The 22,725-nt window shown below is 70.6% G+C and carries 18 protein-coding genes; 10 read left to right on the plus strand and 8 right to left on the minus strand.

All coding sequences use genetic code 11. From position 1 onward, the window contains the following. Window positions 1-2 precede the first annotated feature (2 nt). The 4 genes from ACFVYL_RS31555 to cseC all read left to right on the plus strand — a co-directional run bounded on the left by ACFVYL_RS31555 (window position 3) and on the right by cseC (window position 3,410). Window positions 3-542, plus strand: coding sequence for a SigE family RNA polymerase sigma factor (locus ACFVYL_RS31555; protein WP_055567865.1), 540 nt, complete (start codon window positions 3-5; stop codon window positions 540-542). Continuing rightward, window positions 530-1,174 carry a hypothetical protein gene (locus ACFVYL_RS31560; protein WP_389722006.1) on the plus strand — a complete coding sequence of 215 codons (645 nt, stop codon included), beginning with the start codon at window positions 530-532 and terminating at the stop codon, window positions 1,172-1,174. The genes ACFVYL_RS31555 and ACFVYL_RS31560 overlap by 13 nt, the downstream gene beginning before the upstream one ends. An 87-nt stretch (window positions 1,175-1,261) precedes the next feature. Next, on the plus strand, window positions 1,262-1,975 hold the full coding sequence (cseB, locus tag ACFVYL_RS31565; protein ID WP_389722008.1) for a two-component system response regulator CseB: 714 nt from the start codon (window positions 1,262-1,264) through the stop codon (window positions 1,973-1,975). Window positions 1,976-2,018: 43 nt separating this feature from the next. Then, window positions 2,019-3,410, plus strand: a complete 1,392-nt coding sequence (cseC, locus tag ACFVYL_RS31570; RefSeq protein WP_389722010.1) for a two-component system sensor histidine kinase CseC — start codon at window positions 2,019-2,021, stop codon at window positions 3,408-3,410. A 109-nt stretch (window positions 3,411-3,519) separates the two neighbouring features. Here cseC and ACFVYL_RS31575 read toward each other — a convergent pair whose 3' ends face one another. Continuing rightward, entirely contained in the window at window positions 3,520-5,172 is a 1,653-nt protein-coding gene (locus tag ACFVYL_RS31575) for an MDR family MFS transporter (RefSeq protein ID WP_389722012.1), read from the minus strand. A 160-nt stretch (window positions 5,173-5,332) separates the two neighbouring features. Between ACFVYL_RS31575 and ACFVYL_RS31580 the strand changes: the two genes are divergently transcribed. Further along, the gene (locus tag ACFVYL_RS31580; protein ID WP_389722014.1) at window positions 5,333-5,923 is read left to right on the plus strand and encodes a TetR/AcrR family transcriptional regulator; all 591 of its coding nucleotides are present in this window, start codon (window positions 5,333-5,335) and stop codon (window positions 5,921-5,923) included. A gap of 16 nt (window positions 5,924-5,939) precedes the next feature. Here the strand turns inward: ACFVYL_RS31580 and ACFVYL_RS31585 are convergent, their stop codons facing one another. Beyond that, window positions 5,940-6,617 (minus strand): M23 family metallopeptidase, encoded by a 678-nt coding sequence (locus tag ACFVYL_RS31585; RefSeq protein WP_389722016.1) that lies wholly within the window; start codon window positions 6,615-6,617, stop codon window positions 5,940-5,942. A gap of 517 nt (window positions 6,618-7,134) precedes the next feature. Between ACFVYL_RS31585 and ACFVYL_RS31590 the strand changes: the two genes are divergently transcribed. The 4 genes from ACFVYL_RS31590 to ACFVYL_RS31605 all read left to right on the plus strand — a co-directional run bounded on the left by ACFVYL_RS31590 (window position 7,135) and on the right by ACFVYL_RS31605 (window position 15,646). After that, entirely contained in the window at window positions 7,135-10,224 is a 3,090-nt protein-coding gene (locus ACFVYL_RS31590; protein ID WP_389722018.1) for an NACHT domain-containing protein, read from the plus strand. 27 nt (window positions 10,225-10,251) lie between these two features. Beyond that, a complete protein-coding gene (locus ACFVYL_RS31595; protein WP_389722020.1) occupies window positions 10,252-10,404 on the plus strand; it encodes a PDDEXK nuclease domain-containing protein in 153 nt (50 codons plus the stop codon). Between the two features lie 39 nt (window positions 10,405-10,443). After that, window positions 10,444-13,005, plus strand: a complete 2,562-nt coding sequence (locus tag ACFVYL_RS31600; RefSeq protein WP_389722022.1) for an NACHT domain-containing protein — start codon at window positions 10,444-10,446, stop codon at window positions 13,003-13,005. Window positions 13,006-13,072: 67 nt separating this feature from the next. Beyond that, window positions 13,073-15,646 carry an NACHT domain-containing protein gene (locus ACFVYL_RS31605; RefSeq protein ID WP_389722024.1) on the plus strand — a complete coding sequence of 858 codons (2,574 nt, stop codon included), beginning with the start codon at window positions 13,073-13,075 and terminating at the stop codon, window positions 15,644-15,646. A 94-nt stretch (window positions 15,647-15,740) separates the two neighbouring features. Here ACFVYL_RS31605 and ACFVYL_RS31610 read toward each other — a convergent pair whose 3' ends face one another. Continuing rightward, window positions 15,741-18,269, minus strand: coding sequence for an ATP-dependent Clp protease ATP-binding subunit (locus ACFVYL_RS31610; protein WP_384259130.1), 2,529 nt, complete (start codon window positions 18,267-18,269; stop codon window positions 15,741-15,743). A 440-nt stretch (window positions 18,270-18,709) separates the two neighbouring features. Here ACFVYL_RS31610 and ACFVYL_RS31615 point away from each other — a divergent pair, with 440 nt between their 5' ends. Continuing rightward, window positions 18,710-19,300 carry an SCO3374 family protein gene (locus tag ACFVYL_RS31615; RefSeq protein WP_389722026.1) on the plus strand — a complete coding sequence of 197 codons (591 nt, stop codon included), beginning with the start codon at window positions 18,710-18,712 and terminating at the stop codon, window positions 19,298-19,300. Here the strand turns inward: ACFVYL_RS31615 and ACFVYL_RS31620 are convergent. The 5 genes from ACFVYL_RS31620 to ACFVYL_RS31640 form a co-directional block, all read right to left on the minus strand. Then, on the minus strand, window positions 19,279-19,617 hold the full coding sequence (locus tag ACFVYL_RS31620; RefSeq protein ID WP_389722028.1) for an Lsr2 family protein: 339 nt from the start codon (window positions 19,615-19,617) through the stop codon (window positions 19,279-19,281). The genes ACFVYL_RS31615 and ACFVYL_RS31620 overlap by 22 nt on opposite strands. Before the next feature lie 225 nt (window positions 19,618-19,842). After that, window positions 19,843-20,394 (minus strand): amino-acid N-acetyltransferase, encoded by a 552-nt coding sequence (locus ACFVYL_RS31625; protein WP_389722030.1) that lies wholly within the window; start codon window positions 20,392-20,394, stop codon window positions 19,843-19,845. Window positions 20,395-20,403: 9 nt separating this feature from the next. Further along, window positions 20,404-20,790 (minus strand): BlaI/MecI/CopY family transcriptional regulator, encoded by a 387-nt coding sequence (locus tag ACFVYL_RS31630; RefSeq protein ID WP_389722101.1) that lies wholly within the window; start codon window positions 20,788-20,790, stop codon window positions 20,404-20,406. 226 nt (window positions 20,791-21,016) lie between these two features. After that, window positions 21,017-21,196, minus strand: a complete 180-nt coding sequence (locus tag ACFVYL_RS31635) for a hypothetical protein (protein ID WP_389722032.1) — start codon at window positions 21,194-21,196, stop codon at window positions 21,017-21,019. 13 nt (window positions 21,197-21,209) lie between these two features. Beyond that, entirely contained in the window at window positions 21,210-21,872 is a 663-nt protein-coding gene (locus tag ACFVYL_RS31640; RefSeq protein WP_389722034.1) for a hypothetical protein, read from the minus strand. Window positions 21,873-22,725: the final 853 nt, after the last annotated feature.

Consider the following 22,725-nt stretch of genomic DNA (forward strand, 5'->3'; position numbering starts at 1 on the left):
GTATGGCGCACGGCGAGGTGCTCGAGTTCGAGGAGTACGTCCGCACTCGGCAGGATGCCCTGCTGCGCAGTGCCCGGCGCCTGGTTCCGGACCCCGTGGACGCGCAGGACCTGCTGCAGACCGCGCTCGTGCGGACGTACGGACGCTGGGACGGCATAGCCGACAAGCGGCTCGCGGACGCCTATCTGCGCCGCGTCATGATCAACACTCGTACGGAGTGGTGGCGGGCCCGCAAGCTCGAGGAAGTGCCCACCGAGCAGCTGCCCGACGCGAGCGTGGAAGACTCCACCGAGCAGCACGCGGACCGCGCGCTGCTGATGGACATCATGAAGGTGCTCGCACCCAAGCAGCGCAGCGTCGTCGTGCTGCGACACTGGGAGCAGATGTCCACGGAGGAGACGGCCGCCGCCCTCGGCATGTCGGCCGGAACGGTCAAGAGCACGCTGCACCGGGCGCTCGCCCGGCTCCGCCAGGAGCTGGAGAGCCGCGACCTGGACGCCCGCGCGCTCGAACGTGAGGAGCGGGAGAGTTGCGCGGCCTAGGCCCTCGGGTCGGACGAAGCGCCCAGGCGGCGACCGCGGCGACGGCTGCGGTCGCCGCCCTCGGTCTTTTGCTCTCGGCCTGCGCGACGGGTGGTTCCGGCGCGCGCGACGAGGGCCCGGCCAGCAGCGAGCCCGTGGTGTCCACGGCGCCCTCCCCGTCCCCCTCGGCCTCCGTGCCGGCGAAGAAGATCGACGCGGTGCGGCTCGTCAAGGAGGACCCGAAGGTCAGCCCGGCGATCAAGCGTGATCTGAAGCCGTGCGTGGGGAAGGCGTACCCGGTCGACGTGTCGTACGGGAACCTGACCGGAGGATCGGCCTCCGATGTCGTCGTGAATGTGCTGACCTGCGGTGACGCGGTGGGCATCGGCAGTTACGTCTATCGCGCTCAGGGCGATAAGTACGAGAATGTCTTCAAGGCCGAGGAGCCCGCCTCCGTCTACGCCGAGATCGACCGGGGCGAGCTGGTCGTGACGAAGCAGCTGTACGAGTCGGGCGATTCGGTGGCCTATCCCTCCGGCGAGGAAGTGATCACCTACCGGTGGTCGTCGAACCGCTTCACGGAGTCGGGGCGTACGCGCAACGACTTCGGCAACGCGGTGGGCGGCGAGCCGACCGAGCCGTCCGCGGACTGACGGACGGCCCGACGACCGCCCGTCCGGCCGCCCGCCCGCCGCACACCACCGCACGCACGCCGTACCGAAAAGGACTGAGAGCACCCGATGGCAGAGCAGACCCACGTCCTGTTCGTCGAGGACGACGACGTCATCCGCGAGGCCACCCAGCTCGCTCTGGAGCGCGACGGCTTCGCGGTGACCGCGATGCCCGACGGCCTCGCGGGCCTGGAGGCGTTCCGCGCGGACCAGCCGGACATCGCGCTGCTCGACGTGATGGTGCCGGGCCTGGACGGGGTCTCGCTCTGCCGCCGCATCCGCGACGAGTCGACGGTCCCGGTGATCATGCTCTCGGCGCGTGCCGACTCCATCGACGTCGTGCTCGGCCTGGAGGCCGGCGCCGACGACTACGTGACCAAGCCGTTCGACGGCGCCGTCCTGGTCGCCCGCATCCGCGCCGTCCTTCGCCGCTTCGGGCACGCCAGCGGCCCCGGCTCCACGGGTTCCGCTCCCGTGGACGGCGCGGACTCGGACGGCGGGGTGCTGCACTTCGGCGACCTGGAGATCGACACGGTCGGCATGGAGGTGCACAAGGACGGTGCGCCGGTGGCGCTGACGCCGACCGAGATGCGCCTGCTGCTCGAATTCTCGTCCGCGCCCGGCACGGTCCTCTCCCGCGACAAGCTCCTGGAGCGCGTGTGGGACTACGGCTGGGGCGGTGACACGCGCGTCGTCGACGTCCACGTGCAGCGGCTGCGCACGAAGGTGGGCCAGGACCGCATCGAGACGGTCCGCGGCTTCGGCTACAAGCTCAAGGCGTGAACGGACGCGTGGCACTCAGGGGACGACGCGGGGGACGACGCATATGAATGGGGGGCGCAGCGCGGTCGAGCGCGTCCGCGAGTGGTTCCGGTCCGGGCTTGGCCTGCGTACAGGAGTGAGCCTGCGTACGGGCGTGCGCTGGAAGATCGCCGCGGCGATCGCGCTGGTCGGAGCCCTGGTCGCGATCGCGCTGAGCCTGGTCGTGCACAACGCCGCGCGGGTCTCGATGCTCGACAACTCGCGTGATGTCCAGGACGAGCGCATCCAGATCGCCCTGCGGCTCTACTCCTCCGCGTCCCAGCGGCACTCCCGGCCGCTCGATACGAAGGTCGACGATCCCGAGCTGCCGCAGGAGCTGCGGCAGAAGGTCCTCAAGGGCCGCCGCGCCACCTTCGTCGAGGAGAAGCCCGACGGCACGCCCGACATCTGGGCCGCCGTACCGCTCGCCGACGGGCACGTCCTCTCCCTGCACTCCCGTTTCACCGACCGCAGCGCCACCGTCATGAAGGACCTCGACCAGGCCCTGGTCATCGGCTCGATCGCGGTCGTCTTCGGCGGCTGCGCGCTCGGCGTGCTGATCGGCGGCCAGCTGTCGCGGCGCCTGCGCAAGGCGGCGACGGCGGCGAGCGAGGTCGCCCAGGGCCGGACGGACGTGAGCGTCAGCGAAGCGATCGGCGGTGTCGTGAAGGACGAGACCGACGACGTGGCGCGCGCCGTGGACGCCATGGCGGACGCGCTCAAGCAGCGCCTGGAGGCCGAGCGCCGGGTGACCGCGGACATCGCGCACGAGCTGCGCACGCCGGTGACCGGGTTGCTGACGGCTGCCGAGCTGCTGCCGCCCGGCCGGCCGACCGAGCTGGTCATGGACCGGGCGCAGGCGATGCGGACGCTCGTCGAGGACGTACTCGAAGTGGCGCGTCTTGACTCCGCCGCCGAGCGGGCCGAGCTGCAGGACATCACGCTCGGCGAGTTCGTGTCCCGGCGCATGGCGGTCCTGACCACCGACATCACGGTGACGGTCGTGCACGAGTCGGAGGTCACCACCGACCCGCGCCGCCTGGAGCGCATCCTCGGCAACCTCGTCGCCAACGCCGCCAAGCACGGCAAGCCGCCCATCGAGGTCAGCGTCGAGGGCCGGGTGGTCCGGGTGCGCGACCACGGCCCCGGTTTCCCCGAGGCGCTCCTGGACGAGGGTCCGAGCCGCTTCCGTACGGGCAGCACCGACCGGGCGGGGCACGGGCACGGCCTCGGCCTGACGATCGCGGCGGGCCAGGCGCGGGTGCTCGGCGCACGGCTCACCTTCCGCAACGTACGCCCGGCGGGGGCGGCGCCCGACGAGCCGTCCGAGGGCGCGGTGGCCGTGCTGTGGCTGCCGGAGCACGCGCCCACCAACACGGGCAGCTATCCGGTGCTCAAGCTGCCGGACACCTTCTGAGAGCCTCTCCTTGAGGTCCCGCGGTGCGCGGGACTCTCCCGCTCACGACAACGGCCCCCGGCGCGCGATGCGCCGGGGGCCGTTGTCCGCCGGGGTGGGGCAGTGGGGGTCAGACGTGCTCCGCGACCGTCTTCCCGGCCGCCCGCGCGGAGTCCCCTTCCGCGCTCCCGGCCGTCTCGTCCGCGCTGCCCGCGGCCTTGTCCGCGCTGTCGGCGGCCTTGTCCGCGGGTCCCGAGCCGCGCAGCGGGATCTCCTTCACGAAGAAGGAGGCGAGCAGCGCCACGACGCTGATGACGGCGCCCAGCAGGAAGGCCGAGTGCGTACCGGCGGAGACCGCGTGCTGGTAGGCGTCCACGACGGGCGCCGGCAGCTTGGCGAGGCTCGCCGCGTCCAGCTGCGCCGACGTCTCGGTGACCTTGCCGCCGAGGGCCCCGGCGCGGTCGGCCATCACGTCGTGGACGCGGTTGTTGAAGAGCGCGCCCATGATCGCGACGCCGAAGGAGGAGCCGAGCGTGCGGAAGAGCGTGGCCGAGGACGAGGCGACGCCCATGTCCTTCATCTCGACGCTGTTCTGCGCGACCAGCATGGTGATCTGCATCAGGAAGCCCATGCCGGCGCCGAGCACGGCCATGTAGAGGCCCGAGGTGAGGCGGGTGGTGCCGGTGTCCATCTGTGACAGCAGGAAGAAGCCGGTGACCATCAGGACGGTGCCGATGATCGGGAAGACCCGGTACTTGCCGGTGGCGGTGGTGACCCGGCCCGCGACCATCGAGACGGCCATCATCGAGAGCAGCATCGGCAGGAGCAGCAGACCGGAGTTGGTCGCCGAGGCCCCCTGCACCGACTGCTGGTAGAGCGGCAGGAAGAGCATCGCGCCGAACATCACGAAGCCGGTGATGAAGCCGATCACGGCCATCAGCGAGAAGTTGCGGCTGTGGAAGATGTGCAGCGGCAGAATCGGTTCGGCAGCCTTCTTCTGTACGAAGAGGAAGCCGACGAGCGAGGCGACGCCGATCCCGATGAGCTCCATGATCACGGCCGAGCCCCAGGCGTACTCCGAGCCGCCCCACGTGGTGACCAGCACGAGCGCGCTGATGCCCACGGTGAGCAGGGCCGCGCCGAGGTAGTCGATGCGCCCCTGCGCCTTCTTCTTGGGCAGGTGCAGGACGGAGGTCACCATGGCGAGGGCGACGGCGCCCAGCGGCAGGTTGATGTAGAAGGCCCAGCGCCAGCCGAGGTGGTCGGTGATGGAGCCGCCGACCAGCGGGCCGCCGATCATCGCGACCGCCATGACGCCGGTCATCATGCCCATGTACTTGCCGCGGTCCCGCGGCGGCACCAGGTCACCGATGATCGCCATGACGCCGACCATCAGTCCGCCCGCGCCGAGCCCCTGGATCGCGCGGAAGCCGATGAGCTGTCCCATGCCCTGCGCCATGCCGCTGAGCACGGAGCCCGCGAGGAAGATGACGATGGCGGTGAGGAAGGCGCCCTTGCGCCCGTACATGTCGCCGATCTTGCCCCAGATGGGGGTGGAGGCGGCGGTGGCCAGGGTGTAGGCGGTCACGACCCACGACAGGTGTTCCATGCCGCCGAGGTCGCCGACGATGGTCGGCATCGCGGGGCCCACGATCATGTTGTCGAGCATCGCGAGCAGCATCGTGATCATCAGGGCCATCAGCACGACGCGCACGCTGCGCGGCTGTGGCTCCGCCTTCGCCTTCGCCTTCGTCGAAGGCCCGGCTTTGGTTTTCCCTGGCATGTTCCCCACTCCCCGTACTCCCCGTACAGTTCCGGACCTCCGGGACCCCTGGCACTTACTTGCCGCCCGGCTAGTTGTCTACACTGAGGGAAGGTAGACCCCTAACTAGCCGGGCGTCAAGTAAGTTAATCGAAGTTCAGTGGAGTCGAGGAGCAACCCGATGGGCACGGGCACAGGCAAGCAGCACCGCCGCGGGAACACCCGCCAGCGCATCCAGGACGTGGCCCTCGAACTCTTCGCCGAGCAGGGGTACGAGAAGACGTCCCTACGGGAGATCTCGGAACGGCTGGAGGTCACGAAGGCGGCGCTGTACTACCACTTCAAGACCAAGGAAGACATCCTGACCAGCATCTTCGATGACCTCACGAGGCCCATCGACGAGCTGATCGCATGGGGTCACGAGCAGCCGCGGCCGGTCTCGCTCGACATCAAGAAGCAGACCCTGAGCCGCTACAGCGAGATCCTCGTCCAAGCGGCACCGCTCTTCCGCTTCATGCAGGAGAACCAGGCCACGATGCGCGACCTGAAGACGGGCGAGAGCTTCAAGGACCGCATGCTCGGGCTCTACGAGATCCTGAAGGACCCGGACGCCCCGATGTCCGACCAGGTGCGCTGCTTCAGCGCGCTCTTCACCATGCACGGCGGGATGTTCGTGCTCAAGGACGCCGAAGGCGACCCCGAGGAGAAGCGCGAGGCCATCCTGGAGGTCGCCATCGATCTGGTGACGCGGGCGCACACGGGCGCCCAGTGACCGCTACGGGTGCGGGTCAGACCTTCACGCCCACCGAGTGGAGGAAGGCGACCGGGTCGACGGCCGTGCCGTAGTTCGGGGTCGTGCGGATCTCGAAGTGCAGGTGCGGGCCGCTGGAGTTGCCGGTGTTGCCGGAGGCCGCGATGCGCTGGCCGGTGCCGACGGTCTGGCCCACCCGGACGTCGATCTTCGAGAGGTGCGCGTACTGGGAGAACGTGCCGTTGCTGTGCTTGATCACGACGGCGTTGCCGTACGCGGGGCCGTCACCGGCGCCGTTCGGGCCGGCCTTGACGACGGTGCCGCCGTGCACGGAGGAGACCGCCGTGCCGATCGGCACGGCGAAGTCCTGGCCGGAGTGCTTGTGGGACCACATGCTGCCGCCGAGGCCGAAGCTCGCGGAGAGCGTGTAGTCGTTGACCGGGTCGATCCAGGCGGCGGCCTTCGCGGCCGCGGCCTTCTTGCCGTCGGCGGCCTTCTTCGCCTGGTCGGCGGCCTTCTTGGCCTGCGCGTCGGCCTGCGCCTTGACCGGGTTCACGGTGACGCCGGGCAGCGCGCCGCCGCTCTTCGCGTCCCCCGCGGCGACCGAGACCCCACCGCCGAGGACCGCCGACGCTCCGATGCCGAGGGCGAGCACGGCCACACGGGCACCGAGGAACGAGGAGGCGGGGCGGGGAGACTGGGTGCGCTTGAGCATGAGGATGTCCTCCGGGGTGTACGACGGCGACGCCTGACGCGACGACCGAGGGGGGCATGAACGGACCCGGCGGGCGGAGGGGGCGGGTGAGTCACCCACGGCCCCGTGGACCGCGCTTCACCGGGTCGGCCATCCCTTGGTAACCCCCGTCCCCACGGATGCTCAAACCCCCCTTCTACTACCCGAAGCCGTAGCGGCTCGGCAGCATTTAGTCCTGTTGAGGGTATGAAATCCAGACAATTCCCCCTTGGCCCGGTAGGGGCACATTCGGCCGCGGGGCTGGTGTTACCAGGTTTAACCGCACGTCGGACGGCCCTCGAACCCCTGACCCCACCGGGCGCGGGCCGACCCCACGGGGACGCGACGGAGGTCCCGGAGGTCGCGGGCCGAAGGTCCCGAGCACGCGCCTCCCGACGTCGACTATTCCGTCTAGTACGTGACGTAGGTCCTGTGCGCCATGTCACCGGCTCACCGGATCCGCCCCGCCGCGAATGTGACCCCCGCTACGCTCACGCCCATGGATCCCGCGGTCGTAGGCACCCGCCTGGCATCGAGCGCCATGGCCTCGCTGATCAAGAAGCTCTTCGTGCGGGAGGGCCCGGGCGCGGACCTGGTCGACAAGCCCGTACGACTGTCCTCGCTGGTCTCGTTCAGGGGTGAGAAGCGCACGCTGGGCGAGCGGGACGTGCGGCGGCTCGCGGAGCGGCTCGTGACGGAGTCCCTGGCCTCGCCGGGCGAGCGCCCATTCCCGCAGGACGAGTCGGAAGCGGTCATCGACGCGCTGGCCCGGACGCTCCTCTCCCTCGGTGAGCTCGACATGAACGACGTGCAGGCCGTGGGCCTCGGCCACGGGAAGCTGGCCCGCAAGCTCGTCCACGAGGCAGCGGTCTCCGGGCTCTCCGCGGACGCCGCCCTCTACCTCGACACGGTCACCGAGTGGGCGTGCCTGCACATCCTGCAGTTCTTCACGCAGCGCTCCACGTTCGTGGCGGCGACGCTCGTCGCGCAGAGCCGGGCGCAGGACGAACTGATCGCGAAGGTCGACGCGTTGATCGCCCGCGGTCCGGTCGTCGGCGGGTCGGAGGACGTCGCTTTCGAGCGCCGTTATCTCGCGTACGTCGCCAAGAAGCACGGCAAGCTGACGATCTTCGGTATCGATCTGGCGGGCTCCCCGGGGAAGTGGCCGCTGGACGCGGCCTACATGTCGTTGGAGGCGGTGGCGACCGGGCGCGCGGCCACGGCCCCCTACCAGGCGGGGGCGGAGTACCACTCGCGAGAGGCGGAGGTCGGCGAGCGCACGCCCCCGCTCCCCGCGGACCAGGCACTCGCGGCCCACGACCGGGTCCTCCTCCGGGGCGAGGCGGGCTCAGGCAAGACAACGCTGGTGCAGTGGCTTGCGGTGAGCGCGGCGCGCGGGGACGTGGCTGTCTCCTCGGACACCATGGCGTACCTGGACGACCGCATTCCGTACGTCCTCCCCTTGCGCACCCTCACCCGCCACGGCGAGCGCCTGCCCGTGCCCGCCGATTTCCTCGCCTCGGTGGGCTGCCCCCTCGCGGGCACGCAGCCGAAGGGCTGGGAGGCGCGTGTCCTGACGGCGGGACGCGCCCTCGTCCTGATCGACGGGATCGACGAGGTCCCGGCGGCGGAGCGCGCCCGGACGCGGGCCTGGCTGAGCGACCTCGTCGACGCGTTCCCGGGCAACCGCTGGCTGGTGACGTCGCGCCCCTCGGCCGTACGAGAGGACTGGCTCACCGGCGAGGGCTTCACGGAGCTGACGCTCTCCGCGATGCGGAAGGCGGAGGTGGCGGCGTTCATCGAGCGGTGGCACGCCGCCGCGACCACGGGTGCGCCCGAGGAAGACGCCGCACTCGCCGCGTACGAGAGCCAGCTCCTGGAGGCGGTGCGCTCGAAGCCGGACCTGGGCCGCCTGGCCACCAACCCCCTCATGTGCGGCCTGATCTGCGCCCTGCACAGGGACCGTCGGGGCTTCCTGCCGCTGGGCCGCAAGGACCTCTACACGGCGGCTCTGTCCATGCTGCTGGTCCGCCGGGACCGCGAACGGCACATGGCAGGCCCGGAGTTACGGGAGGAGCCCCAGCTGCAGCTGCTCCAGCGACTCGCGTACTGGCTGATCCGCAACGGCCGTACGGTCATGGACCGTTCGCGCGCGGAGGCCATCATCGCGGACGCGCTGCCCGCGGTGCCGGAGCTCGCCCCGCTCGGTGACGCGCGGGCGGTCTACACCCACTTCCTGCACCGCAGCGGGCTGCTCCGCGAGCCGGGCCCGGACACCGTCGAATTCACCCACCGCACCTTCCAGGACTTCCTCGGCGCGCGGGCGGCGGTCGACGAGGGCGACTTCGGAGTACTCGCCCGGCACGGCACGGACGACCAGTGGGAGGACGTCATCCGCATGGCGGTGGCACAGGCGCGTCCGCGCGAACGGGCTGAGTTGCTCGGCGAGTTGCTTTCGTACGGGGACGGGCTTCCGGAGAGAGGGCACTGGAAGCGTGTCCATCTCCTGGCGGCGGCCTGCCTGGAACACGCGGTGGAACTGGCGCCGGCGGTGCGGGAGGAGGTGGAGCGGCGGACGGCGACACTGATTCCGCCACGCACCGCCGCGGACGCCCGTGCGCTCGCGGAGGCCGGCCCCGTGGTGCTCGATCTGCTTCCGGGACCGGACGGTCTGACGGACGACGAGGCCCGGCAGGTGACGATCACCGCGACCCGCATCCGGTCGGACGCGGCGATCCCCTTCCTCGCCAGGTTCGCACGGCATCCGAGCCTCGCCGTGCGCAGCCAGCTGATGTGGGGGTGGCACCGGTACGACTGTCGCGCGTACGCCGAGCAAGTCATCGCCCAACTCGACGACGGGGAGACACACTTCACGATCCTCAACGACGAACAGGCGGCGGAACTGGAGCGGTTGGGGGTACGCCCGAAGCTCCTGGACGTTCGCGCGGAGGTCTCCCCGGAAGCCGCCTCCCGGCTGCTCGTGGCCTGCGTGCCCACGTTCCTGATGCTCCAGGTCCCTGCGGCCCGCCTCACCCCGAAAGCGCTGGCATCCCTGCGCGACCTCACCGACCTGCGCGTCTTCGACGTCGGCGAGCCCTGGAACCTTTCCCTGTTCCCCTCCGACGCACCCCTGCGCACACTGGGGCTGCTGGACGCCGTCGACAGCCTGACCGACATCCACCACATGGAGAGGTGGAGGGAGTTGGACTGGGTCATCTTCGGCGCCTCGATCCGCCTGGGTGCCGCGCAGTGGGATGCCCTCACCCGCCTCCCGCGTCTCTCGAAGCTGACCATGTCGTCCGACAGCCTCGCGGCCGCACCGCCCGGCCTGACCCTGCCCGGCGTCAAGGAGGCGCAAGTGCTCCCCAAGGGCGAGTGGGATGCCGCGATGGCCCGCCTCGTGACGCTTCTGCCCGGCCTCGTCGACGTGCACGCGCTCAAGCCCCCGGGCCACGAGTCACTTGACCTCACCCCCCTGGCGGGCCTTCCGGCCCTCCGCCACCTGCGGGCCCCCGCCCCTACCGCCACCGGCCTGGAAGCCCTGCCGGGCCGTGTCGAGATCTCCACCTACGACCCCCTCAGCGATTGAGCTGAAACCACACCCCCTTGCCCTCAGGTGATCGGCGGCGAATTCCGTATCGACCTGCTCTTCTACCACCTCAAGCTGCACCGCTACTTCGTCTTCGAGCTCAAGACGAAGGACGCGCACCCCGAACACATCGGCAAGGGCGTCGAGCCCAACCCCGACGGCCGCCCGCCCACCGCGTAACTCCCCCTGAGCAAGGGCCCGTTGCCCTACCCTCAACACATGGTCGACCCCGCAGCCCTAGGTGCCCGACTCGCGTCCAGCGTGGTCGCGCCGCTCGTGAAGAAGCTCTTCGTGAAGGAGCAGCCCGGCGCGGGGCTCGTCGCCAAGCCCATGCGGATTTCCGCGCTCGTATCGTTCAAGGGCGAGAAGCGCGACGTCACCCCGAAGGACGTCGAGAAGGTCGCGGACGAACTCGTCCGCAGGGCGTTGAAGGCGGCTGGGCCCGGTGAGCGGCCCGTGGAGGCCGTCGAGGCCCTTGCCGTCAGGAACGCTCTCGCGCTTTCGCTGAGCGCCCTCGGCACCCTCACCATCGACGACTTCGAAGCCGTCGCCCTCGGGCCCGAGGAATTCGCTCGCAAGCTGCGGGAGCGGGCCAGCATCTCGGTCTCCATCATCCGGCTCAGCGCCGACGCCGAGCTGTTCTACGAGCGGCTGCTGCACACCGCGTCCCTGCACATCCTGAACTTCTTCACGCAGCGTTCCACCTACATCGCCCGGCAGCAGACCGCGCAGAGTCAGCAGCTCGCGCGGCTCGTCAACGCCGTCGACGTGCTGCTCGAACGGCTACCGTCGCAGTCCAGCGAGGACGCCGCGTTCGAGGCGCGGTACGCGGATTACATAGCGGAGCGGCACGGCACGCTCACCATCTACGGGCTCGACGTCTACGCCGGGACCAGCGAGTGGCCGCTGGACACCGCCTATCTGAGCCTGGAGGCGACCCGGGAGCGGCCGGAGGAGGGCGGGGCCCAGGTGGCCGCCGAGCAGGTCCTCGCACAACACGACCACGTGCTGCTGCGCGGGGTCGCGGGGTCCGGGAAGACCACGCTCGTGCAGTGGCTCGCGGTCACCGCGGCCGACCGGACGTACGCGCACGGGCTGACTCACCTCGTCGGACGCGTGCCGTTCGTGCTGCCGATGCGGCGGATCGTGCGGCCCGGGGTCGAGCTGCCCATTCCGAGCGAGTTTCTGACGGCGGTCGGCTGCCTCGTGGCCGGGGAGCAGCCTGCGGGCTGGGTGGAGCGCGTGCTGCGGGCGCAACGCGGCGTGCTGCTCGTCGACGGGATGGACGAGATCTCCGAGGACCGGCGTACGGCGGCCAGGCGGTGGCTGCGGGACCTGACGCGTACGTTCCCGGGCAACCTGTGGCTCGTCACGTCCCGGCCCTCCGCCGTCCCGGACAAGTGGCTGGACTCCACCGGCTTCGCGGAGCTCACGCTCTCCCCGATGGCCCACGACGACGTCGCCACGTTCGTACGCCGGTGGCACCGCGCGGCGGGCGCCGACGAGGCCATCGGCGCCGCCATGCTGCGGACGGTGCGCAGGGCCTCCGAACTGAACCGGCTCGCCACGAACCCGCTGATGTGCGGCATGCTCTGCGCCTTGCACCGGGACCGGCGCGGTTTCCTTCCGCAGGACAGGAAGTCGCTGTACCAGGCCGCCCTGACGATGCTCCTGGAACGCCGGGACGTCGAGCGCGGACTCCACCCCTCGTACGACGCGCGCCTCTCGTTCGCCACCCAGGTGCAGCTCCTCCAGAAGCTCGCGTGGTGGCTGATCCGCAACAGCCGTGCGGAGATGGACCGTTCGGACGCCGTACGCATCCTCGGTGACGCCGCCCCCTCGATGGGCCTCGACGGCGGCGGCGAGGACATCTACGGCTCGCTGCTGCTGCGCTCGGGCCTGCTGCGCGAGCCCGCCGACGGCCGCGTGGACTTCCTGCACCGCACCTTCCAGGACTACCTGGGCTCCCGTCTCGCCGTGCAGGAGCTGGACTTCGACCTGCTCCTCAACCACGCGGGCCGGGCGGAGTGGGAGGACGTCATCGTGCTGGCCGTCGCGCACGCGCGGCCCAGGGAGGCGGAGCTGATGCTGCGGAGCCTCATGGAGCGAGGCACGGCGCACAGCAAGCTGCTCGCCGCGGCCTCCCTGCCGTACGCGGCGGAGCTGGCACCGGCCGTGCGGGTGCTGGTGGAGGAAGGTCTGCGGTCCCTGTTGCCGCCCCGGACGGAGCACGAGGCCTTCGTCCTGGCGGAGGTGGGCCGCGACCTGACGCTGGACCTGCTGCCCGAGCCCGAGGAGGTCGGGGGCGAGCTCGCCTATCTGGTACCGCTGGTCGCCGCCAAGATCGGCTCCCCGGCGGCGCTGAACTACCTCACTTACTTCCGCGACCACCCGGACCACAAGGTCCAGCTGGTCCTCGCCGCGTCCTGGTCGGTCTTCGACCGCGAGTTCTACCTGCGGGAAGTCCTGAAGCACCTCACCCGGCGGCCCCTGGTCCCCGTGCACGGGCCCGAGGACCTCCGCGCCCTGCGCTCCATCGGCGGCTGGCCGCACATCCAGGTCGTCGGCGCCTACCGCGTCGAGGACCTCGTCGAACTCCTCGTGCCCGAGCAGCTCACCCGCATCGCCCTGGACGCGCCCCACCCCGTGGAGGGGCTCGGCTGGCTGGCAGCCTTCCCCCACCTCACCGAGGTCGACTTGGTGAACGCGGTCAGCGCCGACCTCCTCCGGCAGATACCGCCCGGTGTGCAGGTCAACTTTCTGAACCAGCACGGCGATTGACCTAGACTTGCCTCCTACGGCAAGGCCCGGCTGCACGGCACAACCCGACCCAGGGACCGCGATGCCCATGGAGCCCGTAGTACGCACCCCGTCGGCCCTCTCCGCGCCCCTCGTGCGACGGCTGTTCCGCGTCCCGCCCCGGCCCCCCAAGTGCCCCGACCTGATCGCCGCCATCGCCACCTGGCGGGGCCCCGACGCCCCCGCCGACCCGGACGAAGTCCACCGCACCGCCGCCGAGTTCATCCAGCTCGCCGCCGAGACACACTCCACGCCCACCCGCGAACTGCCCGAGGTGGCCGACGTCCTGACCCGCACCCTGCTCGCCATCGGGGAGCTCGACCTCACCGACGCCGACGCCGTGCGCCTGGGCCCGCAGGACTACGCCCGGCGGCTGCGCGGCGCCGTCCAGGGCGCCGACCGGCGCCTGAGCCCCGGCGCCGCCTGGTTCCACGACGAACTGCTCGTCGCCGTCTGCCTGCACGTCCTGCACCACCTCGTGCGCCGCTCCCCGTACATCCAGCGGCACCTGGCCGAGCGCGCGAGCCGCATCCGGCAGCTCGTCGACCTGAGCGACGCCGAGGCGGCCGCCGCGGTCCGCCGCCCCGAACCCTCCCGGGAGGACGCCGACTTCGAGACCGCGTACGCGCAGGAGGTCGTGCGCCAGCACGGCTGGCTGACCATCGTCGGCGTCGACTTCGCGAACGCGCCCGACCGCTGGCCCCTGGAGGACACCTACCTCAGCCTGCAGGCCGAGGAGAACACCGGCGGGCCGCCCGTGACAGGCGGGCACCAGCGCACGGTGCTCCTCGCCGACCGGGCCCTGGAGGGCCACGAGCGGGTCCTGCTGCGCGGCGTCGCGGGCTCCGGCAAGACGACCCTCGTGCAGTGGCTCGCCGTGGCCGCGGCCCGCGAGGGCGCCCGGGTGCCCTTCGTCCTGCCGGTCCGCCGCTTCGCGCGCGAGGGGTTCCCCGCCCCGGACGACTTCCTGCGCGCCGTGCGCCACCCGCTGGCCGGGCAGGCGCCCGAGGGATGGGTCGTGCGCACGCTCCTCGCGGGCCGCGCCCTGCTCCTCGTCGACGGCATCGACGAGGCCCCCGAGGAGACCCGCGGCGCCCTGCGCGACCAGCTCCGCCGGCTCCTGCGCATCTTCTCCGGCACCGCCTGCCTGGTCACCTCGCGCCCCTCCGCCGTGGAGGACGGCTGGCTCTCCCAGGAGCGCCTCGCCGAGGAGGGCTTCACGGAACTGTCCCTGGCCCCGATGTCCCGCGACCAGGTCACCCGCTTCATCCGCGACTGGCACACCGCTGCGATGGGCGACGACCAGTACGGGGAGCAGCCGGACCGCGAGGACCTCAAGGAGTACGAACAGCGCCTCTTGAACTCCGTACGGATCTACCGCGAGCTGCGCCAGCTCGCCACCAACCCGCTGATGTGCGGACTGATATGCGCCCTCAACCGCGACCGCTCCGGATCGCTACCCAAGGGCCGCAAGGAGCTCTACGACGCCGCCCTGGAGATGCTCCTGCAGCGCCGCGACCCCGAACGCGACGTGCTGTACGCGGACGACGTACGCCTCCAGCAGGGCGCCCGCGAACTGCTCCTGCGCAAGCTCGCGCACGCCATGCTCGCGGAGGGCCTCTCGGAGCTGCCGCGCCGGCGCGTCGTCGAGGTCCTCGACGGGGCGCTGCCCGCCATTCCGTCGGCCCGCGCCGCGGGCGACGGCGAGAAGATCTTCCGCCACCTGCTGCACCGCACCGGCCTGCTGCGCGAACAGGCGGGCGTCTCCGTCGACTTCATCCACCGGACCTTCCAGGACTACCTGGCCGCCAAGGAGATCGTGGCCCGCGGCCACCTGCACACCCTCGTGGACCACGCCCACCAGCCGGAGTGGGAGGAGGTCATCCGCATGGCCGCCGCCCACGCCCGCCCCGACGAGTGCGCCGGATTCCTGGAGCGCCTCCTCGCCGCGGCCCCCGGCCTGCGCAGGCCGCACGTCAATCACCGGCGCCTGATGGCCGCCGCCTGCCTGGAACACGTCAGCGAGCTGGACCCGGCGATGCAGGAGCTCGTGCACCGGCGCACGAAGAACCTCCTGCGCCCCACCACCGAGCAGGGCGCCCGCAGCCTCGGCTGGGTGGGCCCCATCGTCCTGGAACAGCTCCCGGACCCCGAGCAGGTCCCCGGCGACCAGCAGGCGCTGCTCCTCGCCATCACCGCGACCCGCGTCCAGGACGACGCGGCGATCGACTACCTCGCCCGGCTGCGCACCCGCTCGTCGCTGGCCATCCGCACGGAGCTGGCCCGCCCCTGGCGGCACTTCGACACCGATCGGTACGCGCACGAGATCATCGCCCACCTCGGCCCGGAGGGCCTGTACTTCCCCGTCTCCGACGCGGCCGAACTCGCGGCCCTACGGGGGCTCGGCGGGCGGCCGCGCATCCAGGTGGCCGGCATCATGCGCACCGACGAGCTCCTGGCCGGCCTGGTCCCCGACCGGCTCACGCATCTGTGGGTCAACGCCGAGCTGCCCGACCCCGACATGGCGTGGCTGGCCCGCTTCCCCCACCTGCGGGTCCTGCGCGTCAACCCGCGCCTGCCGCGCGTACGGAACGTGCCGGAGGGCGTCACGATCACGGCCTGAGGGCCACCTCGTACGCGCCAGAAACCAGAAAGGGGCTGCCCCGGAACCGTATGAAACGGTTCCGGGGCAGCCCCTGTGAAGCGTGGCCCTGAGGCTACGCCTCCTTGCTCAGGTTCGGGCCCGCACCGCCACCGGCGGCCGACTCGATCGGCGGCACGTCGGGCAGCGCCGCCTTCTCCTCGCCGCGGAAGGTGAACGTGGCGGTCTCGCCCTCGCCCTCCGTGTCGACGACCACGATGTGGCCGGGACGCAGCTCGCCGAAGAGGATCTTCTCGGAGAGGGTGTCCTCGACCTCGCGCTGGATCGTGCGCCGCAGCGGACGCGCGCCGAGCACCGGGTCGTAGCCCCTCTTCGAGAGCAGCTCCTTCGCGGACTGGGAGAGCTCGATGCCCATGTCCCGGTCCTTCAGGCGCTCGTCCACCTTCGTGATCATCAGGTCGACGATCTGGAGGATGTCGTCCTGCGTGAGCTGCGGGAAGACGACGACGTCGTCCACGCGGTTCAGGAACTCCGGGCGGAAGTGCTGCTTCAGCTCGTCGCTGACCTTGTTCTTCATCCGCTCGTAGTTGGACTTCGTGTCGCCCTGGGCCGCGAAGCCGAGGTTGAAGCCCTTCGAGATGTCCCGGGTGCCGAGGTTGGTCGTCATGATGATGACCGTGTTCTTGAAGTCGACGACCCGGCCCTGGGAGTCGGTCAGGCGACCGTCCTCCAGGATCTGCAGGAGCGAGTTGAAGATGTCCGGGTGGGCCTTCTCGACCTCGTCGAACAGGACGACGGAGAACGGCTTGCGGCGGACCTTCTCGGTCAGCTGGCCGCCCTCTTCGTAACCCACGTAACCGGGGGGCGAACCGAAGAGCCGCGAGACCGTGTGCTTCTCGCTGAACTCCGACATGTCGAGGGAGATCAGCGCGTCCTCGTCGCCGAAGAGGAATTCGGCGAGCGCCTTGGACAGCTCGGTCTTACCGACACCGGACGGGCCCGCGAAGATGAACGAACCGCCGGGACGCTTCGGGTCCTTCAGACCCGCACGCGTACGCCGGATCGCCTTCGAGAGCGCCTTGACGGCGTCCTTCTGGCCGATGACGCGCTTGTGGAGCTCGTCCTCCATGCGCAGCAGGCGGCTCGACTCCTCCTCGGTCAGCTTGAAGACCGGGATGCCCGTCGCCGTGGCGAGGACCTCGGCGATGAGCTCGCCGTCGACCTCGGCGACGACGTCCATGTCGCCGGCCTTCCACTCCTTCTCGCGCTTGGCCTTGGCGGCCAGGAGCTGCTTCTCCTTGTCGCGCAGGGAAGCGGCCTTCTCGAAGTCCTGCGAGTCGATCGCGGACTCCTTGTCGCGACGGACGCCCGCGATCTTCTCGTCGAACTCGCGGAGGTCCGGCGGCGCGGTCATCCGGCGGATGCGCATCCGGGAACCGGCCTCGTCGATCAGGTCGATCGCCTTGTCCGGCAGGAAGCGGTCCGAGATGTACCGGTCGGCCAGGGTGGCGGCCTGGACCAGGGCCTCGTCGGTGATGGAGACGCGGTGGTGCGCCTCGTACCGGTCGCGGAGGCCCTTGAGGATCTCGATGGTGTGCGGCAGCGACGGCTCCGCGACCTGGATGGGCTGGAAGCGGCGCTCGAGCGCGGCGTCCTTCTCCAGGTGCTTGCGGTACTCGTCGAGCGTGGTCGCACCGATGGTCTGCAGCTCGCCGCGGGCCAGCATCGGCTTGAGGATGCTCGCGGCGTCGATCGCGCCCTCGGCGGCACCCGCACCCACCAGGGTGTGGAGCTCGTCGATGAACAGGATGATGTCGCCGCGGGTGCGGATCTCCTTGAGGACCTTCTTCAGGCGCTCCTCGAAGTCACCGCGGTAGCGCGAGCCGGCCACCAGCGCGCCGAGGTCGAGGGTGTAGAGGTGCTTGTCCTTGAGGGTCTCGGGCACCTCGCCCTTGACGATGGCCTGGGCGAGACCCTCGACGACGGCGGTCTTGCCGACGCCGGGCTCACCGATCAGGACCGGGTTGTTCTTGGTGCGGCGGGACAGCACCTGCATGACCCGCTCGATCTCCTTCTCGCGCCCGATGACCGGGTCGAGCTTGGACTCACGAGCGGCCTGGGTGAGGTTCCGGCCGAACTGGTCGAGGACCAGGGACGTGGAGGGCGTGCCCTCGGCAGGACCGCCGGCGGTGGCGGTCTCCTTGCCCTGGTAGCCGGAGAGCAGCTGGATGACCTGCTGCCGCACCCGGTTGAGATCGGCGCCCAGCTTGACCAGGACCTGGGCCGCGACGCCCTCGCCCTCGCGGATCAGGCCGAGCAGGATGTGCTCCGTGCCGATGTAGTTGTGGCCCAGCTGAAGGGCCTCGCGGAGCGACAGCTCCAGGACCTTCTTGGCACGGGGGGTGAAGGGGATGTGCCCGGACGGGGCCTGCTGGCCCTGACCGATGATCTCCTCCACCTGCTGGCGGACCGCCTCGAGCGAAATCCCGAGGCTCTCCAGGGCCTTAGCGGCGACACCCTCGCCCTCGTGGATCAAGCCCAGGAGGATGTGCTCGGTGCCGATGTAGTTGTGGTTGAGCATCCGGGCTTCTTCCTGAGCCAGGACGACAACCCGCCGCGCGCGGTCGGTGAACCTCTCGAACATCGTTAATCGCTCCTCAGAGCGGTCAGGCAGTAAGGGGTCGGTCCCCTCCCTGTCCTTCCGCAGCTTAGTCCCGCAAGCGGGGACCGCTCATTCCAACTGCCGACACCCGGCCCCCTTCCCAGGGGAAGTCCTGACCTCGAACGCCGACAACTGCTCCAACCCGATGGTGCGAGACGATGTTCCCGCAGGCCAGGCAGTTACCCCCACCATCACTACGCCGATGGCGAACGTGAGACGCCCCGGACTGCGTGTCGCCCCTTCCCACTAGGGATGTCTTACCCGTCAGGACCGACAGTCCATGCGGCGCGCCCCGGTTCCCTCAGCTACGGGCGAACACCCTTGCGCCGCAGAACACGCCCTTACGCCCCCTTTCCGGACACGTAACGCATTCGAGTCGCTACCTTCCGTAACCCTCGCGCGCTCGCGGCTGTTGCTCGGACATGGCCCCCACAGTTCCTCAGCCCCGGGTACCGGTCGAGCAGAGCGACCCGGTGCGGCAGTGGTACGAGAACGAGCTCGGCTGGGCGACCGCCCCCGGTCCCGGTCCGGTGCGCCTCCTGACGGGGCTGCGCTTCGACGTCCTGGAACTGCCGGCGGAGGCGGGCTTCGCGGCACTGCGGCACCTCGGGCCGAAGGCTCCGGTGGCACTGCGCGGGGAAACCATGCGGCTCCTGGTGGGCGCGGGAAGCGCGGACGAGCTGCCGGGGCTGCTCGACTGGCTGGAGTGGGGGGACATCCCCCTCGGCCTCACCGCGCTCGGGGCGGGCCGACGGATGGTCGCACCCACGCCCCCGGGGTGGTCCGGCTCGCGGGGGGCCGCCGTGTGGCTGCGACCCCCGGAGCCCGGCTGTGAGGTGGAGCCGACGCTGCCTGCGCTTTCGTCCCTGCCCGCGATGGGGCGAGGCGGGACTGCGCTCCACAGCGACCCCGCCGTGGGCTCCGGTCTCGTACGACTCGTGGACACGGCGGCAACACAGTGTCACCGGGTCCGGTTGCGGCGTCGCAGCCGTCAGCCGTTGGCCTTCTCGTAAGCCTCGCGAATGGACGCGGGAACGCGGCCGCGGTCATTGACCTCGAAACCGTTCTCCTTTGCCCAGGCGCGGATCGCGGCGGTGTCCTGGCTGCCGCCGGACGCGGCGGCGCGTGCCTTGCCGCGACCGCTCGAACCGCGGCCTCCGGTGCGCCGACCTGCCTTGACGAAGTCCTCAAGGGCGCCACGGAGCTTGTCCGCGTTGGCCGTGGTGAGGTCGATCTCGTAGGACTTGCCGTCCAGCGCAAACGTCACGGTCTCGTCCGCCTCGCCACCGTCGAGGTCATCGACAAGAAGGACCTGAACCTTCTGTGCCACCGGATTTCCTTTCATCGATAACTGTGAGGCCGGTCCGCACGGCGTACGCCGCCGATTCACCGACCCCTGTTATATGCAGTACTGCAGTACGTCGGAAAGCAAACCGCTTTTGCCGGAAAAACACAAACCCCTGGGAGAGACCAGGCACCCCTAGGAGCCTGGAAACATGCGCGTTTCGGACATAGGCCACCCGGGCAGGCTGCCGCCAGGAATACCGCGCGACGATCACAGATGCAGAAGCATCCGGCTGTTGCCCAAGGTGTTCGGTTTCACTCGTTCGAGGCCGAGGAACTCCGCGACACCCTCGTCATAGGAACGCAGGAGCTCGCTGTAGACATCTCCGTCGACCGGAGTCTCGCCGATCTCCACGAAGCCGTGCTTCGCGAAGAAGTCGACTTCGAAGGTGAGACAGAAAACCTTGCGGACGCCGAGCCAGCCAGCCGTCTGCAGCAACTTCCCCAACAGCTGATGCCCCACTCCGGCCCCCTTGACCACGGGGTTCACCGCCAGTGTGCGTACTTCTGCGAGGTCTTCCCACATCACGTGCAGAGCGCCGCAGCCGACCAACTCCGCGTTGTCGTCGCGTTCCGCCACCCAGAACTCCTGGATGTCCTCGTAAAGCGTCACCGTCGCTTTGTCCAGGAGGATGCGCTCGCGGACGTAGGAGTCGAGGAGCCGGCGGACGGCCGGCACATCGGAGGTTCGCGCCCTGCGGACCGAGACCGCTTTTGCGCTGAGTTCGCTGACTTCGTTGCGTTCGGGGACCTCTGCTGGCATGAGCGGACGCTATCGCTGTGCGGCGCGCTCCGCCGAGCCGGGGTTCTCGGGGCCCTGGACGATACGCATCGCGTCGCTCAGCGCTTCCCGCTGTTCCGCCGACATCATGCCGAAGAAGGCGACGAGAGCCGCGGCCGGGTTGTCGCTCTGCGACCAGGCTTCGTTCATCAGTGCGGCTGCGTAGGCGGCGCGAGTGGAGACCGCCTCATATCGATAGGCGCGGCCTTCCGCTTCGCGGCGCACCCAGCCCTTCTGATGGAGATTGTCCAAAACGGTCATCACGGTCGTGTACGCGATGGACCGTTCCTCCTGAAGGTCTTCCAGGACTTCTCGAACGGTCACGGGGCGGTTCCACTTCCACACCCGCGTCATGACTGAGTCTTCGAGTTCTCCCAATGGACGAGGCACAGCTGAACAATAGTGGGAGATGTCACTATCGGCGTGATGCGTGAGGGACGTGGCGTACCCCTAATTTATGCAACAAAAAGGGCGTACGACTCTAAAGGCACGTGAGTCGTACGCCTGGGTGCGGGGTGCGGGGTGCGGGGTGCGGGGGCGGGCACGCCGGGTGACCGGGTGGGTCGGGTGACCCGGGGTGGGCGGGGTACCGGGGGTGCGCGGGTTACGCGCTGCCGGTCTTCGGGGTCTGCCGGACGGCCTCGGCACGGGTGATCGCGGCGTCGACGGCCGCGTCCTCCTTGGCCTTGTTGGCACCGCCCTGGGTCTTCACGATCGTCACGATGAGCCCGGTGAAGAACACGGCCATCACTACGGGGGGCACGAGCGCGGAAACGTAGTCCATGCCCCCAGAGTAGCTAGCCCGCGGCGAGCCGGTGCGGCGGGTCCGCGGGTGTCTCGGGGCGGCGCTTGGGCGGGAACACCTCCGCCGGTGTCGGGACCGGGCGGGGTGGCGTCGGGGCGGGGGCGGGGGCGGGGCGGCGCTCGGCGGGGTCGCTCTTGGCGGGGTCGCTCTTGGCGCCGGATCCGCCGAGGCCGCCGGGGAGGGCGAGGAGGCGGGTGGTGCGGGAGGCGGGGGCCGGGACGGGGAGGGGGGCGCGCTCCTGTGCGGGGACGGCGCGGCCCGCGAGGCGGGCGCGCACGGACCGTTCGGCGAGGGCGCGGCAGCGGTCGAGGAGGACGGCCGCGAGGGGGTTGCCGCGCAGGGCGCGCAGCGCCGCGAGGTCGTCGGCGCCCGGCTCGTAGCCGGTGGCGAGGACGTCGTCGAGGAGTGCGAGATAGCCGGTCGCGGTGCCGGGCAGGGCCGCCCGGTAGCGGGCGAGGTCGGCCACGAGGAAGGCGCGCAGCCTGGCGCCCTCGCGCGCGGCTTCGTCGACCGATTCGGCGAGACGGAGGCAGTCCTTGACGTCCTCGTCGCGGGCGGGGCTGGGGTGCAGGGCGAGCGCCAGAGCGCGACGGAGCACACGCAGCTCCTCCGCGCTGAAGGCCATCCCGCCCCGGGATCCGTATGGCGTGGGCATGGACTGACGATACGCGCTAAACGGACAAAATCGGCTTAACGCCAATTCGCTGGCGCGTTGGCTGGCGGGGCGCCTGGTGTCCGGTGGTGGGGGGCGGGGACGTGGGGGTATGTGCGTACTCGCCATCCCTGCGTCACGCTGCCCGGACAAAGACGCCAGAGCATGCTCGGTGCTCCGTGCGCACATACCCCCACGCCCCCTCAGGCCGCTCGGGCGCCTGCAGGCCGGTGGGGGGCGGCAAACAGGCCGCCGGTGGGGGCGGCTGGCTTCTACTCCGCCGGCCCGTCGCGGACAAACGTCCCCCGCCCCTACCCCCGCCACACGTCGCGGGACAAACGTCCCCGCCCCTACCCGGGCGAACGCCCCCACCCCTACTCCCACGACCCCCGCCGGGCAAACGCACCCGCCCCAACTCCCACGGCCCCCGCGGGGCAAACGCCCCCACCCCTACCCCCGCCACACGTCGCGGGGCAAACGCCCCCACCCCAACTCCCACGGTCCCCGCGGGGCAAACGCGCCCGCCCCTACTCCCGCGGATGGTCACGGCAAATCCCCACCCCCCGCCCCTACTCCCCCCGTACGTCGCGGGGCAACGCCCCCGCCCCCCACTCCCACGGATGATCACGGCACCCCCAGCCCCCCACCCACCCGCCCCTACTCCCGCCATACGTCGCGGGGCAAACGGGTGGGCGGGTGGGATAACTCCGCCGCGAAGCGGCGGGCCTGTTCGTACCGTGAGCGGGGAAGCGGGGGAGACACCCACCCCACCCCCCGGCCCCCTCCGCCGCGAAGCGGCAGGCCGCCCGGCCCTGTTTGGGCCCGCAGGGAGAGGCGAGGGGAGATCCCCGGCCCA

It is taken from the genome of Streptomyces sp. NPDC058308, from assembly GCF_042880275.1.
In the GTDB taxonomy this organism is placed as follows: domain Bacteria; phylum Actinomycetota; class Actinomycetes; order Streptomycetales; family Streptomycetaceae; genus Streptomyces.

What these genes read in the sequence shown, in the direction of transcription:
- ACFVYL_RS31555 (WP_055567865.1), top strand. Translation starts at nt 3, where the DNA reads ATGGCGCACGGCGAGGTGCTCGAGTTCGAGGAGTACGTCCGCACTCGG.
- cseB (WP_389722008.1), top strand. Translation starts at nt 1,262, where the DNA reads ATGGCAGAGCAGACCCACGTCCTGTTCGTCGAGGACGACGACGTCATC.
- cseC (WP_389722010.1), top strand. Translation starts at nt 2,019, where the DNA reads ATGAATGGGGGGCGCAGCGCGGTCGAGCGCGTCCGCGAGTGGTTCCGG.
- ACFVYL_RS31575 (WP_389722012.1), bottom strand. Translation starts at nt 5,172, where the DNA reads ATGCCAGGGAAAACCAAAGCCGGGCCTTCGACGAAGGCGAAGGCGAAG.
- ACFVYL_RS31580 (WP_389722014.1), top strand. Translation starts at nt 5,333, where the DNA reads ATGGGCACGGGCACAGGCAAGCAGCACCGCCGCGGGAACACCCGCCAG.
- ACFVYL_RS31585 (WP_389722016.1), bottom strand. Translation starts at nt 6,617, where the DNA reads ATGCTCAAGCGCACCCAGTCTCCCCGCCCCGCCTCCTCGTTCCTCGGT.
- ACFVYL_RS31590 (WP_389722018.1), top strand. Translation starts at nt 7,135, where the DNA reads ATGGATCCCGCGGTCGTAGGCACCCGCCTGGCATCGAGCGCCATGGCC.
- ACFVYL_RS31600 (WP_389722022.1), top strand. Translation starts at nt 10,444, where the DNA reads ATGGTCGACCCCGCAGCCCTAGGTGCCCGACTCGCGTCCAGCGTGGTC.
- ACFVYL_RS31605 (WP_389722024.1), top strand. Translation starts at nt 13,073, where the DNA reads ATGGAGCCCGTAGTACGCACCCCGTCGGCCCTCTCCGCGCCCCTCGTG.
- ACFVYL_RS31610 (WP_384259130.1), bottom strand. Translation starts at nt 18,269, where the DNA reads ATGTTCGAGAGGTTCACCGACCGCGCGCGGCGGGTTGTCGTCCTGGCT.
- ACFVYL_RS31615 (WP_389722026.1), top strand. Translation starts at nt 18,710, where the DNA reads ATGGCCCCCACAGTTCCTCAGCCCCGGGTACCGGTCGAGCAGAGCGAC.
- ACFVYL_RS31625 (WP_389722030.1), bottom strand. Translation starts at nt 20,394, where the DNA reads ATGCCAGCAGAGGTCCCCGAACGCAACGAAGTCAGCGAACTCAGCGCA.
- ACFVYL_RS31635 (WP_389722032.1), bottom strand. Translation starts at nt 21,196, where the DNA reads ATGGACTACGTTTCCGCGCTCGTGCCCCCCGTAGTGATGGCCGTGTTC.
- ACFVYL_RS31640 (WP_389722034.1), bottom strand. Translation starts at nt 21,872, where the DNA reads ATGCCCACGCCATACGGATCCCGGGGCGGGATGGCCTTCAGCGCGGAG.